The organism is Sphingobacterium sp. T2 (genome assembly GCF_000814685.1).
Classification (GTDB): Bacteria; Bacteroidota; Bacteroidia; order Sphingobacteriales; family Sphingobacteriaceae; genus Sphingobacterium; species Sphingobacterium thermophilum.
The window spans coordinates 1-18,476 of the sequence record NZ_JXAC01000035.1; the positions used below are offsets into that span (position 1 = coordinate 1).

The 18,476-nt window shown below is 43.2% G+C and carries 18 protein-coding genes; all 18 read right to left on the minus strand.

Annotated elements, in window-relative coordinates; genetic code table 11:
- Nucleotides 1-124: 124 nt before the first annotated feature.
- Nucleotides 125-805 carry an NADH-quinone oxidoreductase subunit N gene (locus tag SD31_RS20590; RefSeq protein ID WP_410528229.1) on the minus strand — a complete coding sequence of 227 codons (681 nt, stop codon included), beginning with the start codon at nt 803-805 and terminating at the stop codon, nt 125-127.
- Nucleotides 806-842: 37 nt separating this feature from the next.
- Nucleotides 843-1,400 carry a proton-conducting transporter membrane subunit gene (locus SD31_RS20595; RefSeq protein ID WP_316929745.1) on the minus strand — a complete coding sequence of 186 codons (558 nt, stop codon included), beginning with the start codon at nt 1,398-1,400 and terminating at the stop codon, nt 843-845.
- 191 nt (nt 1,401-1,591) lie between these two features.
- Entirely contained in the window at nt 1,592-2,977 is a 1,386-nt protein-coding gene (locus SD31_RS03410) for an NADH-quinone oxidoreductase subunit M (protein ID WP_316929746.1), read from the minus strand.
- A 24-nt stretch (nt 2,978-3,001) separates the two neighbouring features.
- Complete coding sequence (nuoL, locus tag SD31_RS03415) at nt 3,002-4,921, minus strand: NADH-quinone oxidoreductase subunit L (protein ID WP_039053116.1); 1,920 nt, start codon at nt 4,919-4,921, stop codon at nt 3,002-3,004.
- Between the two features lie 22 nt (nt 4,922-4,943).
- Nucleotides 4,944-5,273 (minus strand): NADH-quinone oxidoreductase subunit NuoK, encoded by a 330-nt coding sequence (gene nuoK, locus SD31_RS03420; protein ID WP_039053117.1) that lies wholly within the window; start codon nt 5,271-5,273, stop codon nt 4,944-4,946.
- Nucleotides 5,273-5,770 carry an NADH-quinone oxidoreductase subunit J gene (locus SD31_RS03425; protein ID WP_039053118.1) on the minus strand — a complete coding sequence of 166 codons (498 nt, stop codon included), beginning with the start codon at nt 5,768-5,770 and terminating at the stop codon, nt 5,273-5,275. The genes nuoK and SD31_RS03425 overlap by 1 nt, the downstream gene beginning before the upstream one ends.
- On the minus strand, nt 5,770-6,288 hold the full coding sequence (locus SD31_RS03430) for a NuoI/complex I 23 kDa subunit family protein (RefSeq protein ID WP_039053119.1): 519 nt from the start codon (nt 6,286-6,288) through the stop codon (nt 5,770-5,772). The genes SD31_RS03425 and SD31_RS03430 overlap by 1 nt, the downstream gene beginning before the upstream one ends.
- A gap of 8 nt (nt 6,289-6,296) precedes the next feature.
- Nucleotides 6,297-7,337: an NADH-quinone oxidoreductase subunit NuoH gene (nuoH, locus tag SD31_RS03435; protein WP_039053120.1), complete on the minus strand. Its 1,041-nt coding sequence runs from the start codon at nt 7,335-7,337 to the stop codon at nt 6,297-6,299.
- A gap of 6 nt (nt 7,338-7,343) precedes the next feature.
- The gene (locus tag SD31_RS03440; protein ID WP_039053121.1) at nt 7,344-8,360 is read right to left on the minus strand and encodes a 2Fe-2S iron-sulfur cluster-binding protein; all 1,017 of its coding nucleotides are present in this window, start codon (nt 8,358-8,360) and stop codon (nt 7,344-7,346) included.
- Nucleotides 8,361-8,379: 19 nt separating this feature from the next.
- Nucleotides 8,380-9,735 (minus strand): NADH-quinone oxidoreductase subunit NuoF, encoded by a 1,356-nt coding sequence (gene nuoF / locus SD31_RS03445; protein WP_039053122.1) that lies wholly within the window; start codon nt 9,733-9,735, stop codon nt 8,380-8,382.
- Nucleotides 9,736-9,740: 5 nt separating this feature from the next.
- Nucleotides 9,741-10,265: a complex I 24 kDa subunit family protein gene (nuoE, locus tag SD31_RS03450; protein WP_039053123.1), complete on the minus strand. Its 525-nt coding sequence runs from the start codon at nt 10,263-10,265 to the stop codon at nt 9,741-9,743.
- Nucleotides 10,258-11,493, minus strand: a complete 1,236-nt coding sequence (locus tag SD31_RS03455) for an NADH-quinone oxidoreductase subunit D (protein ID WP_039053124.1) — start codon at nt 11,491-11,493, stop codon at nt 10,258-10,260. The genes nuoE and SD31_RS03455 overlap by 8 nt, the downstream gene beginning before the upstream one ends.
- A gap of 11 nt (nt 11,494-11,504) precedes the next feature.
- Nucleotides 11,505-12,008 (minus strand): NADH-quinone oxidoreductase subunit C, encoded by a 504-nt coding sequence (locus SD31_RS03460; RefSeq protein WP_039053125.1) that lies wholly within the window; start codon nt 12,006-12,008, stop codon nt 11,505-11,507.
- Nucleotides 12,001-12,555 (minus strand): NADH-quinone oxidoreductase subunit B, encoded by a 555-nt coding sequence (locus SD31_RS03465; protein ID WP_039053126.1) that lies wholly within the window; start codon nt 12,553-12,555, stop codon nt 12,001-12,003. Before SD31_RS03465 ends, SD31_RS03460 begins: the two co-directional genes overlap by 8 nt.
- 90 nt (nt 12,556-12,645) lie before the next feature.
- The gene (locus SD31_RS03470; RefSeq protein WP_039053127.1) at nt 12,646-13,026 is read right to left on the minus strand and encodes an NADH-quinone oxidoreductase subunit A; all 381 of its coding nucleotides are present in this window, start codon (nt 13,024-13,026) and stop codon (nt 12,646-12,648) included.
- Nucleotides 13,027-13,267: 241 nt separating this feature from the next.
- The gene (locus SD31_RS03475) at nt 13,268-14,536 is read right to left on the minus strand and encodes a BACON domain-containing protein (protein WP_039053128.1); all 1,269 of its coding nucleotides are present in this window, start codon (nt 14,534-14,536) and stop codon (nt 13,268-13,270) included.
- Nucleotides 14,537-14,575: 39 nt separating this feature from the next.
- Complete coding sequence (locus SD31_RS03480) at nt 14,576-16,375, minus strand: RagB/SusD family nutrient uptake outer membrane protein (RefSeq protein ID WP_039053129.1); 1,800 nt, start codon at nt 16,373-16,375, stop codon at nt 14,576-14,578.
- A 12-nt stretch (nt 16,376-16,387) separates the two neighbouring features.
- Nucleotides 16,388-18,304, minus strand: coding sequence for a SusC/RagA family TonB-linked outer membrane protein (locus SD31_RS03485; RefSeq protein ID WP_052258606.1), 1,917 nt, complete (start codon nt 18,302-18,304; stop codon nt 16,388-16,390).
- Nucleotides 18,305-18,476 lie beyond the last annotated feature (172 nt).

Consider the following 18,476-nt stretch of genomic DNA (forward strand, 5'->3'; position numbering starts at 1 on the left):
AAACTACGTTATTTAATGAAATTATTACTAAATTTGTGACCATTCAAGTTCAAAACTATAAACCATCAAAAAAAAGACATCTCCTATATAGAAGAGCTTGATAGGAAAATTTTATGTTATCTAATTAAAGTAATGCTATGATGCAATCCGGATAAACACCGACCAAAACAGTAAGCAGTACGGCAATGATAAGTACAATATTAAAATTCATAGACACGGCAAGGTCTTTCTGTCCATCGGCAGGAGCATGAAAATACATGTGTACAACCACTCGTAGGTAATAATATACCCCTATAGCAGCATTGATTACCGCCAACACCAACAGAATGATATGATAATCCTGCATCACATTTTTGAACAGCATAAACTTGCCCACAAAGCCCGCCGTAAATGGTATCCCCGCCAATGACAGCATAGCAATGGTTATCACCAGCGCCAACAGAGGATTGGTCTTCCCTAGGCCATCAAAAGCCATAAACTGATCAGAGCCTTGCATCTTCTTCACAAGAATCAAGCCTGCAAAAGCCGCAATAGTGGATAATGAATAGGCAAGTCCATAGGTCAGAATACTTGAAGAAGCATTTGTCCCTAGGGCAATGATAGCAAATAGCATGTAGCCCGCATGGGAAATACTCGAATAGGCCAGCATACGTTTAAAGCTGCTCTGCATCAACGCTGTAATATTGCCTACAAACAACGTAATCACAATCACAGTCAACAATACTGGGACCCAAAAGTCTTGAAGCGGAGCAAACACATTGGCAAACAGACGGATGAATCCGGCGAAAGACGCGACCTTCACCACAGTACTCATATAAGCGGTAATCAAAATCGGAGAGCCATCATATACATCCGGCGTCCAGAAGTGAAAAGGTCGCCGCCCCCACCTTAAACAGCAAGCCTACTAAAAGGAGCAACACCCCCGCATAAAACAATGGCGACACAGATGATGGGTTGTCAACGACATAATTCTTTATTCCTTCGATATCGAAAGAGCCTGTAGCTCCATAAAGTAAGGTTATGCCGAAAAGTAAAAAGCCTGTAGAAAATGCCCCCATCAAAAAATATTTCAATGCTGCTTCATTCGAACTGAAGTCAGTCTTCCGTATTCCGGCAAGGATGTATAGCGCCACGCTCATCACCTCAATACCAATGAAGAGCATAGCCATATTATGATAGGAACAAACCATCAAAGCTCCTGTCAACGAAAACAATATCAGCGCATAATATTCCGCCACATTGGAGCTTATAGCCCTAAAATATTCCTTAGATAGGAGCAGTACTAGGGCTGTAACAACAATACACAATGCCGAAAAGGCAAGAGCGAAATTATCGAACAACACCATGCCGTGATATAGAGGTGCCGCCTCACCATTCCAAGCATAGATTTCGAAGCCCAAAGCCTACAGCCAGCCCCACCAAAGAAACTGGCAAGAGCAAAGATTTAGCATTGGACAGCCCCAAATAAAGTAGCAATATCCCTAATAAAGAAAGTGTTATTATCGCTCCCATATATCTCGCAATTTCAACTTATTAGTTTACTGAATTCAACAATTGTGTTACCGATGCCTCAGACAAATGAAGCAATATATTACGGCTTAATACCTATAACTAAGATTAATATCGATATGATGACTAAAACCAATAGTTCTACCCCACTGACATCTTTTACAGCAGCATAGCTCGGATTCACGGGGCCTAACATGGTTTTCTGAAATAGACGCAACATGTACACGGCTCCAAAAATCAATGTTAGCCCTGCAAAAACAACATACCATAGATGAAGTGAGTATAAGGACTTCAACAGTAGAAACTCTCCCACAAATCCATTGGTCAATGGTAACCCCACCGCAGCTAACAGGATAATAGCAAACAAGGTTGCCGTCTTCGGCATGGCGGCAGCCAAACCTCCCAAATCATTTAGGTTGTTCGTTCCCGTGCGAGACTTTATTATGTCTAATACATAAAACAACCCCACTACAGTGATACCATGGTTTATCATCTGCAATAAAGCTCCTTGAAGACCTTCCTGATTCCACGCAAAAATGCCGGCACTTATCAACCCTACGTGTGCAATGGACGAATAGGCTACCAATGTCTTGGATTCATATTGCTTGAAAGCAATAATAGAAGCATATACAATGCCTATAATACATAATACCAACGCTATAGGAGCATACACCTGTGTGCCGAAAGGAATAACAGGAATCAACCAACGGATCAACGCGTAAGTCCCCATCTTAAGCATAATGCCTGCCAACAACATGGTTCCCGGCGTAGGGGCATATGTATATGTATCAGGCTGCCATGTATGGAATGGGAAAATAGGAATCTTAATAGCGAAAGCGATAAAAAACGCCCAAAACAGTGCTCGTTGTGCGTATTCACTCAGTTCAAGGGCCATAAACGAAGTCCACTCAAAATCTTTGCTAGGCGTCTGCTGCGAAAGATAGATAATAGCTATCAGCATCAACAAGCTGCCGAAAAACGTATAAACAAAAAATTTGAGATTCACCCGTATACGGTCTCCCTCTCCCCACAATGCACAAATAAAGTAAATAGGAATCAATGCAATTTCCCAGCCCACATAAAAAGTAAAGGCATCTAAAGCAGCAAACACCATCAATAGGCCCGACTGCATGAAGCTCGCCAAAGCATAAAAACTATGTTTGTAATCATTTCGGAAAGTGGACAGCACAATAAGCGGCATAAGACCGTTGGTCAGTAGAATCAAAGGCAGGCTGATGCCATCCACACCTATATGAAAACGTATATTCAACTCCTTAATCCATTCCAAAGACTGCTCAAACTGAATGCCGGCATCCGGCACAAAAGAACAGACAAGAGGAACGGTCAAGACGATTTGAATTAAAGAAAAGACAAGCGCAATCCATCTCGCCACAGAAGACGACTTGGTAAACGCCAACACTATGGCGCCTACAACAGGCAGTAATAGCAATAAAAAAAGGTTATTCATTGATTATCTTCTATTTCAAATCTCTTACATATTCAAAATGCCATACAGTACTATCGCTGCAACACCCAACACCATCATAATGATATAAAAGCCGACATAACCACTCTGCAGCTGGCGGATACCCCGGCCGGAAGCATGGATGATGTCACCAACACCATTAACTATCGCATCTATGAGCCCCTTGTCTATTGCCTTATATAACACTTTGGACAACCCGTTCAACGGCTTCACAACAAGCGCATCATAGATCTCATCAATATAAAGTTTGTGGTACGACAACTTATGTAGACTCCCTTGTTGAGCTCCATCTTCCTGAGGCAGATCCTGCTTCTTCACATATTTTTGATATGCTAGGATAGCCATAATTATTGCTGCTATCGCCGACGCCGCCATCAGTATATACTCGGTAGAATGCTCTAAATGCACTTCCGATGCACGAGACACAGAATACTCATAAATAGGGCTCAAGAAATTGGCCAACCACTGCCCACCTCCTAGGACTGAAGGCAAATTGATGATTCCACCGATGAGCGACAACACCGCCAATACAATTAAAGGAAGAGTCATCACCATTGGAGATTCATGCAGATGTTGCTCCTGCTCTGTGGTGCCTCTGAAATCACCATAAAAAGTGATATACAGCATGCGGAACATATAGAATGCCGTAAACAGTGCTCCTACAAAGCCTAAACCCCATAATAAAGGGCTTTGGGCAAAAGCAAAAGCTAGAATCTCATCTTTGGAGAAAAAACCCGACAGCGGCGGAATTCCTGCTATGGCAACCGTACCAATAAGCATCGTCATGAAAGTGATAGGCAAATATTTTTTCAATCCCCCCATCTTACGCATATCCTGCTCGTGATGCATAGCATGAATGACCGAGCCGGCCCCCAAAAAGAGCAAAGCTTTGAAGAAGGCATGGGTGAGCACATGGAAAAAGGCTGCCGTAAAGGCTCCTACCCCTAAGCCTAAAAACATATAGCCTAGCTGTGAAACGGTAGAATAAGCCAAGACCTTCTTAATGTCATTCTGCGTCATAGCAATGAAAGCAGCAATCAATGCCGTTGCCACTCCTATGGCTGCAATAATCTGTAATGTCAAAGGAGAAAGCGTAAATAAAATATTCGAACGGATAATCATATAGATTCCCGCGGTCACCATCGTCGCCGCGTGAATCAAAGCCGACACCGGCGTAGGTCCGGCCATAGCATCCGGCAGCCACGTAAACAAAGGAATCTGTGCCGACTTTCCTGTAGCTGCAACAAATAACAGTAATGTTATCAGTAACAAAGTAGCATCACCCATTGGAAATTGCGATGCCTTTGCAAACACTTCCTTATATTCTAAAGTACCAAAAACGGCTATCAAGACAAACATTGCTATCAGAAAGCCCAAATCGCCAATACGGTTCATCACAAAGGCTTTCTTCGCCGCATTTGCATAAGATGTATTCTTATACCAGAAGCCGATAAGCAAATAAGAACATAAACCCACTCCTTCCCAACCTATGAACATGATAAGATAATTCGACCCCATCACCAACAACAACATGAAGAAGATAAACAAATTCAAATAGCTAAAAAAACGGCCAAAAGACTCGTCCGAAGCCATATATCCGCACGAGTACAGATGAATCAAAAAGCCTATTCCCGTAATTATCAACAACATTAGGGCACTCAGTGGATCCACCAAAAAGGAAAAACCTAAGTTCAAACTTCCCACCGTAATCCAATCAAAAAGATGATAGACCGAGGAGGCCTCCTCACCCAAAGCTCTTTGTTGCTGAACCTGAAAGAATAGTATCAAACTAAGCACGAACGATGATAACACCGTTCCGCATCCTATCCATCCTATAACTGATTTCGAAAAAGTTTGTTGCCCAAGACCATTAATAATAAATCCAAATAAAGGTATTAAAGGGATGAGCCAGATCAATTCCATCATATAATTTAGGCTTAAACTGATTTTACCAACGCAATTTATTCAAGGATTCTATATCTACCGATTTGGTATTTCTGTACACCATAATCACTATGGACAAACCCACCGCCACTTCTGCGGCTGCCAAAGCCATGATAAAAAACACAAACACCTGCCCATTCGCATCCCCCCAATAAGCAGAGAACGCTGCCAGTAACAGATTCACGGCGTTGAGCATAAGCTCAATAGACATCATAATGATAATCACATTACGACGTATCAACACTCCTATCACGCCGATAGCAAAGATGACACTACAGAAAATCAAATAATGATTTAAAGGTACTCCCTGTATATGTTGAACAATAGTATCCATTATGCTTCTTTAGTTTCTTTTTTGGCTAATAATATCGCTCCTACCATCGCTGTCAACAGCAAAATCGAGGACAGCTCAAACGGCAACAAAAACTCATTGAACAAAACCTTACCGAGGTTTTTCACCAATCCCACCTCTGTATGTCCGGTCACCAGCTCCGACTGGCTGTCCAATGCGCGGAAAGCTCCTAAGAAAGTGGCCAAAAGACACATCCCTGCTATTGCTCCCATGACCTTCACCAGCACAGATTTCATCGGCTCCGTATCTTTGTTCAGGTTCAGTAGCATGAGGACGAACAAGAACAACACCATGATGGCCCCCATATACACTATAAAATTTACCACCGCCAAAAACTGCGCATTCAGCAGGATATAATGCACGGTAAACGTAAAAAAGGTAATGACAAGATAAAGTACACTATGCACCGGATTCTTTGTGAAGATGGTCATCAACGCAAAGAATATGGACAGAAAGGCTACAAAATAAAATACACCCATTATTCCTTTTCGTTAAGTTTTGTGATATCAAATCTTGGTTCTAACAATTTATCCTTGCCATAGATGAAATCTTTTCGCACATATTCCGCTGTCACATGCGGTCCATCCAGATAGATGGCTTCCTTAGGACAGGCCTCCTCACAAAGACCGCAGAAAATACAGCGCAACATATTGATTTCATATACCGCAGCATATTTCTCTTCTCTGTAAAGATGCTCTTCACCCTTCTTACGCTCGGCAGCAACCATAGTAATGGCCTCTGCCGGACAGGACAAAGCACACAAACCGCAGGCCGTGCATCGCTCTCTGCCCTGCTCGTCACGCTTCAAAGAATGTCGTCCCCTGAAATTCTTCGAATACGGCCTTACCTCTTCAGGATATTGTATAGTGTTATTCTTCTTGAAAAAATGTCTTAGCGTAATAGAAAGTCCCTTAGCAATAGCCGGCAAATACATACGTTCCCATATATTCATTGGCTTCTGCTCGATGACTTTTTTTCTATTGGTTAATGATTGCATATCCCCACCTATTGTAAGTAACTGTCCTTGATTAATGTTATCACTCCGGTCAACACGATATTGGTAATCGCTAGTGGAATTAATATTTTCCATCCCAAATGCATCAGCTGATCATAACGGAAACGCGGTAAGGTCCAACGTACCCACATGAAGAAAAATATAAAGCCGAAAATCTTCAGGAAGAAAACAATAACCCCGATAATCGTTATCCAGTTCTGTGACAAGTCTAGCTGATCCATAAATGGGAAGTTGTATCCTCCGAAATATAAGGAAGCCATCAATGCCGATGACACAAACATGTTGATATATTCGGAGAACATATACAAGCCCAACTTCATCGAAGAATATTCGGTATGATACCCTCCGACAAGCTCCGTCTCACACTCCGGCAAGTCAAAAGGCACCCTATTACATTCCGCAAAAGCACATGTCATAAAAATCAGGAAGCCTAACGGCTGTACCCATATGTTCCAGTTTACAAAACCGGACTGCTGCCTTACTATGTCACCAAGTTGCAACGTTCCTGTCACCATCAGTAAGGAAATCAAGGCCAACCCCATAGCTATCTCATATGAGATACTTTGAGAGGCAGCACGTATGGCTCCCAGTAACGAAAATTTATTGTTGGAAGCCCATCCCCCTAGCATGATGCCATACACCCCTAATGCTATTACACCAAAAATATACAGCACACCAATATTCACATCGGCAACCTGCAAAGATATCTCCCGACCATTGATGTTCAGACTTTGTCCCCAAGGTATAATGGCAGAACTGATACAGGCTGTAACAATCGCCAGAACCGGTCCTAATACGAACAACACCTTATGTGCTCCCGCAGGAATGATTTCCTCCTTGAAGAAAAACTTTCCCCCGTCACAGAGGGGTTGCAGGATTCCTCCGATACCGGCACGGTTAGGACCATATCGGTCCTGCATAAAACCAGCTACCTTACGCTCGGCTAAGGTCGAGTACATCGCTATAACCAAGGTTATAACGAAGACAATTACGACTAATATGAGTTTCTCCAAAATAAAAGCAACTTCCATCGAATATTATTTTAAAGGTTCTGTCCTTTGCAATTGCTCGGCATTCGCAGCTTGTAACTTCTTATTTTCTTTGATAACTGAAGGTGGATTGAACTGTAAATAATGATTTGCACCGATTACAGACTCTTTATCTACTTGTGTCGGTGCCTCCAACACCCAATCCGAAGTATTTTTCTTCTCAAAACGGCAAGTGTCACAGATGAAATCTTCTACCTCTCCGTACTCATCCTTACGGGCAGTAACACGCAACACCTCTTCGCCCTTATACCACAAGGTTACCTTTCCGCTACATGTAGGACAGTCGCGATGTGCATTCACAGGCTTGGTAAACCACACCCTGTTCTTGAAGCGGAACGTTTTGTCGGTCAACGCACCTACAGGACACACATCGATGACATTGCCGATGAAGTCTTTGTCCAAAGCTTTTTCTATATAGGTCGAAATTTCAGAATGGTCACCACGGTATAGTACGCCGTGTTCACGCTCTCCAGTCAGCTGATTGGCCACATACACACATCGATAACATAAGATGCATCTATTCATGTGCAGCTGAATCTTGTCACCCAAACTTATAGGGTCAAACGTACGGCGCTCAAACTCATACCTTGTATTTTGAGCTCCATGCTCGTACCCTAAATCCTGAAGCTTACATTCTCCCGCCTGGTCACAGATAGGACAGTCCAAAGGATGGTTTATCAACAGGATTTCCACTACCCCCTTGCGCGCTTCCACAACTTCCGGAGAAGTTATATTTTGCACTTCCATGCCATCCATCACCGTGGTACGGCAGGAGGCTACCAACTTCGGCATAGGTCGAGGATCTTTATCCGAACCTTTGGTAACTTTCACCAAACAGGTACGGCATTTTCCTCCTGAGCCCTCCAATTTCGAATAATAACACATCGCCGGAGGAACAATATCTCCTCCTATTTTGCGTGCCGCATTCAAAATCGTAGTACCCGGCTCTACCTCTACCGGAATTCCATCTATAGTGACCTTGAATTTTACTACTTCATCTGCCATTGTTACTGCTTCTATATGTCTATTGAACTACTGGCTCCAATGGATCTGCATAATGTGCCAATCCATAATTTCGTTGTTGCGACTCTTCCGGGTGCAACACATGCCATTCAAACTCGTCTCTGAAATGTCTTATTGCCGCTGCAACAGGCCATGCTGCCGCATCACCCAACGGACATATGGTATTACCTTCTATCTTACGCTGTACATCCCACAAGAGGTCAATATCTTCCATCGTGCCATTACCATGTTCTATCTTATGAAGGATCTTCTCCATCCATCCTGTTCCCTCACGGCACGGAGAGCATTGCCCACAGCTTTCGTGATGGTAGAAACGCGCAAAATTCCAAGTATTACGTACTATACATTGGTCTTCGTCAAAGACGATGAATCCCCCCGAACCCAACATGGTTCCAGTCTGAAAACCTCCTTCCGACAAAGACTCGTAAGTCATAAGACGTTGGTTTCCTGCTGCGGTTTTCGTTACCAGATTGGCCGGCAAAATAGGTACCGAAGATCCTCCCGCCACCAATGCTTTGAGGCGTTTGCCATTGGCTATACCACCACAGTATTCGTCTGAATAAATAAACTCTTCCACCGATATGCCTAGCTCTATCTCGTAAACTCCCGGCTTGTTGATATTGCCTGATGCAGAAATAAGCTTTGTTCCTGTGCTTCGATCAATCCCTATCTTAGCATATTCTTCCCCTCCTTCGTTCACGATAGGAACAGTCGCTGCGATAGATTCAACATTGTTCACCACGGTAGGACATCCATATAGCCCTGCAACGGCAGGAAATGGAGGTTTGATACGAGGATTTCCTCGCTTACCTTCCAACGATTCCAATAAAGCCGTCTCTTCGCCACAGATGTATGCCCCGCCTCCCGGCTGCACATATATTTCAAGGTCATATCCTGTACCCAAAATATTTTTACCTAAAAAACCGGCGGCCTTAGCTTCCCCTATAGCTTTCTCCAGAATACGTATCTGAGGCATCATCTCTCCCCTCACATAGATATAAGACGTATTTGCACCCAACGCATAGCTGGAAACTATCATCTCTTCGATCAGCGCATGGGGGATATGTGTCATCAAAAATCTATCCTTGAAAGTGCCTGGTTCGGATTCATCACCATTACATACCAGATAGCGAGGCACCCCTTCAGGCTTTGCTAAGAAACTCCATTTCATCCCCGTAGGGAAACCGGCACCTCCACGCCCGCGTAACCCCGATTTTTTCACTTCCTCTACCACGTCATCAGGAGACATCGTCTTTAAAGCTTTCTCGACGGCACGGTATCCACCCTTCTGGCGATAGACCTCAAAAGTGTTGATACCAGGTACGTTTATATGCTCTAACAATAATTTTCGTCCCATAATGATTATGCCTCCTTAGCTTTATTACGAAGTGTTTCGATCAGCTGATCTACACTTTCTTCAGTTAATTTTTCATAATAGGTATACTCCGGACCTATCTGTAATACCGGCCCGTAGCCACAAGCAGCGAGACATTCTACGCCACGCCAAGAGAACAATCCATCTTCCGTCACCTCTCCTTCTTTCACTCCTAACCGTTTTTCAATATGCTTCATAATTTTCTCGGCCCCCACCAAACAGCAAGGTCCGGTGCGGCATACTTCCAAGACATAGCGCCCCTGCGGCTTAAGGAAAAACATCGTATAGAAAGTTGCCACTTCATATACCTCAATAGGTCTAATCTGTAGATACGCAGCCACCTTATCCATGGCATCGGTACTTAACCAGCCGTATTCGGCCTGCACCAAATGAAGAATAGGTATCAAAGCAGACTTCTGTCTACCTGCAGGATAGCGGCTCACCACCTCGGCAAACTTGGCTAAGAGCTCTTCAGAAAATTCTACGGGAAGGTTTTCTTGTACACTAAGCATCTAATTCTCCTGCTATAATATTTAAACTACTCATATTAATTATCGCATCCGATATCAGCATGCCTGCACTCATAGGAGCAAACATCTGATAGTTGATAAAGGAAGGCCTTCTGAAATGTAATCGGTAAGGTGTACGCCCACCATCATGAATCAGATAGAATCCCAATTCTCCGTTGGCACCTTCCACAGAATGATACACTTCGGATTTTGGGGTTTCCCATTCACCCATTACAATCTTGAAATGATAGATCAGGGCCTCCATATTGTTATACACCTGCTCCTTCGGAGGAAGGTAAAACTCTGGAACATCAGCATGAAACACGCCCTTAGGTTCTTTCTTAATCTTCTCCAAGGCTTGACGGATAATGCTCAACGACTGCCACATTTCTGCGTTGCGCACCATGAAACGGTCATATACGTCGCCCTGCGTTCCTACAGGAATCTCGAAGTCAAACTCTTCATAGGAGCTGTATGGCGCTACAGCACGCACGTCGTAGTCTACGCCCGTAGCACGCAGTATAGGCCCTGACCAGCTATAATCTAAAGCCTGCTCAGCCGTTACCGCCGCAACACCGGACGTACGCTCGATAAATATTCTATTACGGACAAAAAGCTCCTCAAACTCTTTTAACACCGGAGGGAATCGCTCCAAAAAATGTTCTATCTTTCGGAAAGCAACCTCGTTGAAATCCCTTTCAAAACCACCTATACGACCAATATTTGTCGTCAAGCGTGCCCCACAGATTTCTTCGAAAATCTCATAGATAAATTCTCTCTCCTGCATCACATACAGGAAGCCGGAGAAAGCCCCCGTGTCTACCCCCAAAATACCGTTACAGATGATGTGGTCGGCTATACGCGCGAGCTCCATGACAATGACACGCATATACTGCACCCGCTTAGGAATTTCAATATCCAACAGCTTCTCTACCGTCATATGCCAGCCCATGTTGTTTATAGGAGCCGAGCAGTAATTCAAACGGTCTGTCAACGGCGTAATCTGATAGAACGGACGACGCTCAGCGATCTTCTCGAACGCCCGATGGATATAACCGATAGTGGAGACACCGCTTACAATACGTTCCCCATCTATTTGCACCACATTCTGAAATACGCCATGCGTAGCAGGGTGGGTAGGTCCTATATTGAGGGTTATCAATTCTTCTTGAGGGTCATTATCATCAAGAAGTGGTTTGTTAGGTGTTATTTTGGTTATCGGTTTGCTCATGTAAATAGAAGTTATCGGCCAAAATAAAAATCTTTCTTATCGACTCTGTTCGGATCTTCCAATGGATATTCTTTGCGCATAGGGAAAACATCCAAATCTTCCATATTCAAAATCCTACGTAGATCGGGATGCCCGTCGAACACTATTCCAAAGAAATCATACGTTTCGCGCTCCATCCAGTTGGCGCCCTTCCATAAGGTAGTCGCCGTAGGAATGGACGGATTTTCTTTTTCCAAAAACACTTTGATACGGATTCGGAAATTCTGAAAAAGATTATGCAGATGATATACCACTGCAAAAGATTTTTCCTGCTCAGGATAGTGTACCCCTGTAATATCCGTCAGATAGTTGAAGCGAAGGTTTTCGTCGTTTTTGAGATAATCCAAAAGCTCTATAATTCGGGTTTTGGATGTAGAAATGGTTAGTAGGCCGTGTGGCTCACCCAATATTTCTACATCCTCCCCAAATTTCCCATTCAGTCTTTCTATGATATATTGATTAGTTAGTTTATCCATTGTTAGTCTCTATTCCGTATTTTTCCAATAAGGCTTTGTACTCCGGCGTATTACGTCTGTTCAAGGATTCGTTTTTCACGATTTCCTGCAATTTGAGTACGCCATCCAATATGGCTTCGGGACGCGGTGGACATCCCGGGACATACACATCTACCGGAATGATTTCGTCTATCCCTTGTAATACAGAATAAGTATCAAAAATTCCTCCACTGGATGCACAAGCCCCTACTGCTATTACCCATCGAGGCTCCGCCATCTGGGTGTACACCTGCTTAAGGACAGGAGCCATCTTTTTGGCTATGGTACCCATAACCAACAACATATCTGCCTGACGAGGAGAGAAACTTGGACGTTCTGCACCAAATCTTGCCAAATCATATGTTGCCCCCATGGTAGCCATAAACTCAATACCGCAACATGACGTCGCAAAAGGCAATGGCCATAATGAATTGGCACGTGCTAATCCTATCGCTTTATCTAAAGTAGTGGCAAAAAAACCTGCACCCGCCACGCCGGGAGGTGCCTCCGCTAAGGTGACCTTACTCATAATAAAAGTTTATCTTTCCTCGGTTTATAATGGTTCAATTTAGTGTTTTTATTCCTTAAATTGAATAAAGGAATATTATTTAGAATGATTCTAATCCCAGTTAAGTGCTTTTTTCTTAATCACATACACAAAGCCTAACAACAGCAGTCCCATAAAGATAAACATCTCTATAAGACCTTCCATACCCATTTCTCTGAAGTTAACAGCCCACGGATACATGAAGATTACCTCCACATCGAAGATGACAAATAAGATTGCCACAAGGAAATATTTGATAGAAAAGGGCTGTCTGGCGTTACCGATTACCTTGATTCCCGATTCAAAAGCCGTAAGTTTATTTTCGGTACGGACTTTAGGTCCTAAGAGGTGTGTAGCAACAATGGTGGTCACACCGAAACCGGCAGCGACAAGCATCTGAATCAAAATTGGAATATAGTCTACCGGTAAGTTTTCCCCCTGTAAATGTTCCATAATTTAGTTTATATCAGTTTGTAAACAAATATAGAGTTTTTATTAAAAAATAAAAGGAAACCCTAAGGTTTCCTTTCTTTTTTTCAAACTACTTTTGAATAACTACTAAACAAAAATTTTTTTCCCCATTTGATTCTTCTCTTTCTAATTTAGGAGCTCATCACTTCCCAGCGATGAGCCACCTAAACTATTAGGCTAACCATACAGATTATAATATAGCCTATGATACAATATTGTGGTTTTATTTAATCACTTTTGAGATATGAATATCATCCAAGAAGAAACGGCTGTTTGCTGCATTTCTTCCTCTGAATTCTATCACTGTTTCACTTGTCGCTCCTTCTACGATAACTTCAAATTCGGTAAGATTTGGTGTAAGCCCGAAATGTACACCATGCTGTGCTGAAGTGCCTGCATTGCGGACAAAAACAGCCACGGTAGCATCTTTATCGTTGGTAGCGTTTTCACTCCATCTGGCAGCCTTAAACTTCACTTTGATATCAGCCCATCCTTGGATAGCGGAAAGCTTAGGTGTTGCTAGATATCCATCCGTACTAGATGCCGTGTTGATTTTCACCAATCCTGGGCGCTCGTACACTCTAGAGCCCGTCCAGCCGGCAAGACCACGCATGGCCACGTAAGAAGGATGCATAGTAGCAAAATAATCATTAGATCCATCGGTATTTCCTGTGCCGGAAATAGCGAACACCGGATTTTCAGGAAGAACGCGCTTTCCATCAAGAGTTGCCCAATCTCCTTGAAGCTGCAATCCTGCAGCTTTGTTGAAGTGATCACCTCCTAACACCAGCAGGTTGAAATCTTGAGATAAATATACCGTACCTACAGGATCTGTATTTCCCTGAGGTTTTACTTCGGAATTGACGGATACAGTCTGTCCCAGCAAGGTAATGCCAATGTTCACCACCCCCACCTGCGTAGGAGTTCCCGTCACAGGGATACGAACTTCTCCTGCATCGTTAGACATGTCTACTTGCGTATTTGGCACCTGAATACCCGCTGCACCAGGTCCACTTATTTGGGATTGCACCGTTACCAATCCCTCTAATCCGCCTTTGCTATAAGGAATCACGATATATGCTTCCTCTAAAGGTGTACCAGGTAACAGCGGTTGTGTAAAATATGGTGTCCCGAAAATTACTGTTCCCTCCTGTTGAGTCACAGTAATTTCAGCGGTTTTGTCTCCCGATTTTAAGGTGATGATACCTTCCCGTTGTGCACCCAGATTGCGCGACACAGTAACCCCCACATTAAGCACCCTTTCTCCCGTAGCTCCTCCTTTCAACGTATCAACGCTTATCCAATCATTGCCGTTAAGGTCAATGGTCCATGCCTGACTGGAACGCAAGGTAAAGGTCTGCTTGGAAGACTTATAGCCAAAGCTCAATTTATCTGTATCCCTGCGGAGAAAATGCTCCACAGATTCTTTGGAACACGATGCTACACAGAGCAACAAAATGATAAATGTTCCAACTATATTCAATGCTTTCATAATTCTTTACTTTTAACGAAATACCACTAAGAATTTATCTTAATCCCATCCTTGATTTTGTGGCAATAAGTTTGGATTTACTTGGATTGCTGTACTTGGCACCGGTCTTAAGTATTTCTTGTCGTGCCAATATCTATTTTGGTGCATCCCGAACTCCAAGTTTCCGCTGTTGCCATCTGTCAAACGGAATCCTGTTCCTAACACTACATACACAACTCCCGGCACTTTAGAGCTTGCTGGTGGTTCTACGTCTACCACAGCCACATCCATCACTCCGTCGCCGTTCAAGTCGTAAGGCGTATTCTTTTGTTCAAAATAAATTCCTTTCCATGGTTTTGCTAAAAGCGGTCCTAACTTCCAGCGCATCAAGTCATCATAGCGTAGGTTCTCATGTACCAACTCTACTGTTCGCTCACGGCGCACTTCCAAAATCCACATATCCGTAGTTTGGCTCATATAATAACTAGCGAGATATGGATCATATGTTGAAGGGGCTGCACCGTTCACGCCGGCACGTTCACGCAATAGACGAATACTTCTATTCCATTCTGTCACGCCCATCTCTCCCAATTCGGCTTTGGCCTCAGCGTAATTCAACAACACCTCAGCATATCTGAACATAGGAACCGAATTGTAGGAGTTGGCAATACCCACGTGGATATCATCATCGATGGCCCATTTTATCAATTGATAACCTGTAGATGTCAACGCAAAGTTTGGCGCATCTTTTTTCAGATTACCGCTAATTTTTCTTTCGTAATCCGGAGCCACCACGGTCTGTTTCAGACGGTAATCTCTATTCACAAAGTTGTCCTGATATGTCTTTGTAGCATAGTTAGGATCATCCGTAAATCTAGAGCCATCCAACTTCAAGTAGTGGTTCACAAAATCTTGGGATAGCGACCAATTGTTACCATAAGAAGCGGAGAACAATTTCCAAGTGATGGAGTGCATACGTACATCCTTCATGAAACGGACACCCAGAATTACCTCTTGCTCGTTAAGGTTTTCGGAGTTGAATAACGAACGATATTGAGTAGCTACATTAGAAGCATTATTAACTAGCGAATAGGGTCCAGAAGTCATAAGCTCTTCAGCTGCTTTCACAGCTTCGCGCAAGAATGTAGCCGCCGAACTTTGTAAGCCCAACTCCGTATGGTATTTTCGGTAAGTACCTTCAAACAGACACACACGTGCTTTAAAGGCCAAAGCCACCCACTTGTGAATCATAGTGGAAGTCTTCACATACTTGGCATCTGCCGAGCAATTTTCTGCCGCATAGTTTAGGTCTTCCAACACCTTTTCCATCACAAATTCGCGGCTGTCTCTTCCTTTATAAAGCTGAGTGTAGTCGTCCACCTCCAAAGCTTGGTCGTACCATGGCACATCTCCAAAGGTCTTAACCATATCGAAGTAGAAGTACGCACGCCAGAAACGACCTACGCCTTCATAATGTCTGTACACTTCGTCCGAAACATTACCTTTTGCTTTAGGCAAGTTCTGAAGGAAATAGTTCACGTTACGCAGCTTAGACCATGTACCACTGGACCCTCCGGACCAACCACCTTGCTGGTCCGCATTCCATGTGTCACCAATCAAGAACGCTGTCGATGCTCGTGTCGCCGTAATGTCGCTATATTGATCTCCCCAGGCTAAGGTCTCTTCGTCCGGCATATGTCGCTGGATAAAGCCATTAGCGTAGAGAGCCAAGTCACTTTCTTTGGTAAGGAAATTGATCGAGCCAATTTCATTTTCCGGCTCTCTTGTCAAGAACTTTTCGCATGAAGTGGTTGAAAGGAGCACGGCTAAAGCACCATATATATATAATCTCTTTTTCATAATGATAATCGCTTAGAATGTTAGATTAAGACCTACAGAGAAACTTCTCAACATTGGATAACCGTAGCCATCTCCATCTGTACCGGAAGTAGAGCGGAAGTCCGTATCTCCTGGTTCAATAACTTCGGGATCGAAGTTCTTGGTAACTTTATACAGTGGAGACCATGTAAATACGTTCTCTCCCGACACGAAGATCTTACAGTTTTGAAGTCCGAAGCGTTGCGCAAAAGACTGTTTCAATCTGTAATCAATCTGAATATTTTTCAATCTCAGATAAGCTACATTCTGAAGATATCTATCATTGGTCAATGTCATTGCTCGGTTAGAGTTCAAAGCTAGATAGCCTCTGTATCGTGGCCAGTACGCATTTTCGTTCTGATTTTCTTCGGACCACACATTGTCACCTACATGATCTTTCAGATAATAACTATACGGTCTATTGTATTGACCCCAGAAATAAGCAGATTCTTTTGCTGGGTACCAGTTGCGCTTACCCACTCCTTGGAAGAAGGCACTTAGGCCGAAACCATTCCATGAAGCATTAAGGTTAAAGCCATACTGCATGCGAATAGAGCTATTACCAATAATTTTGCGGTCTCCAGGGTTGTCCACCGTATTGTTGCCGTTATCGATTCTTCCTGAATTATCCAGATCTCTGAATTTTAAATCCCCAGGTTTGATAATATTACTGCTAGACACCAAGATACGAGATTGGTCGATAGGCATTCCCAAATCATTTAGGTGATTGTCGATATCTGCCTGATCTTTAAATAAACCTTCTATCGAATACCCCCAGATTTCACCGATTTCCATACCTTCGTAATATGTTGACAACAGCTTATTAGGGTTATTGTATTTTGTTACCCAGCTTCTGCTGTCCCATAACATACCTTTGATACCGTAATTGAATGGCTTACCTGCAATCATGAATTGATCCTTCCATTCTACCGAAACTTCCCATCCTTTTGTCTTCAGGTCCGCATTGTTTCCTTTAGGAACGGTAGCACCGAAAACCGCAGGAACTTCAGGACCTACCGTAAACATATCCGTTGTATAACGGTGATAGTAGTCAAATACCAAGGATAGTCTGTTGCGAAGAACCGAAAGGTCTACGCCTATATCATATGTTGTGGCTCTTTCCCAAGTCAGAGACTCAGGGATGTTGGCAGGCATGTATGTGTAAGGTAACAAGCCCTCTCCTATGATAAATGAGGAGCGAGAGATATTCATAGTCGGCAAGAATAGGAACGGATTCACATTACCGTTACCCAAACTTCCGATGGAAGCTCTAAATTTCAAATCTGTTAGCCATGACGCATTGTCTTTTAAGAAACTTTCTTCGGAAGCACGCCATGCTAAAGATGCCGAAGGGAAGAATCCCCATTGCTGATTGGATGGGAATTTCGACGAACCGTCGTAACGGCCGCTGAATTCCGCCAAGTATTTACCTTTATAGTTATAGTTTGCTCTGAAAAGCGCTCCTACATATGCCCACTCTTCCCCTGTTTGATTTAAGGTATAATAGTCACCATCCATAAGAGCGAAACTTGGCTTATCTGCATACAACAGACCTCTACGGTAGCTGAGGAAGTTTCTCGTGATTTTCTCTTCGATGTTGATACCTGCCAATAGGTTCAAACGATGATCTTCATTGTTGAACTTAGGGATATAGTTCACCGTAGCATTGCTAGCAATATACTTATTCACATAATTCCACAACTCCAAAGAAGAATATGTCTGTCTTGACTTCTTGATTCCGGGACCTGTATAGAAGTCGTACATGTTTTCTACACGTGTACGGTCCGAATGGTTATAATAGTAAGTAAAGTCACCTTTAAGAATCAACTGCCCCGGAATAGCCTCATATGTCAAGGCTGTCGTATTGCGGATATCGAATTTGTTGTTTTTCTGATACGATGTTCCTTCCACAAAGCCGGCCCATCCATATATACCGCAGCCTCATGTCCATGTGCCGTCCAAGTTTCGCTCATTATGGATGGTGACTATTATACCTTAAATCAAACAGGGAAGAGTGGGCATATACTAGGAGCGGCTTTCAGACAAGTATACTATAAAGGTAAATACTTGCGGAATTCAGCGG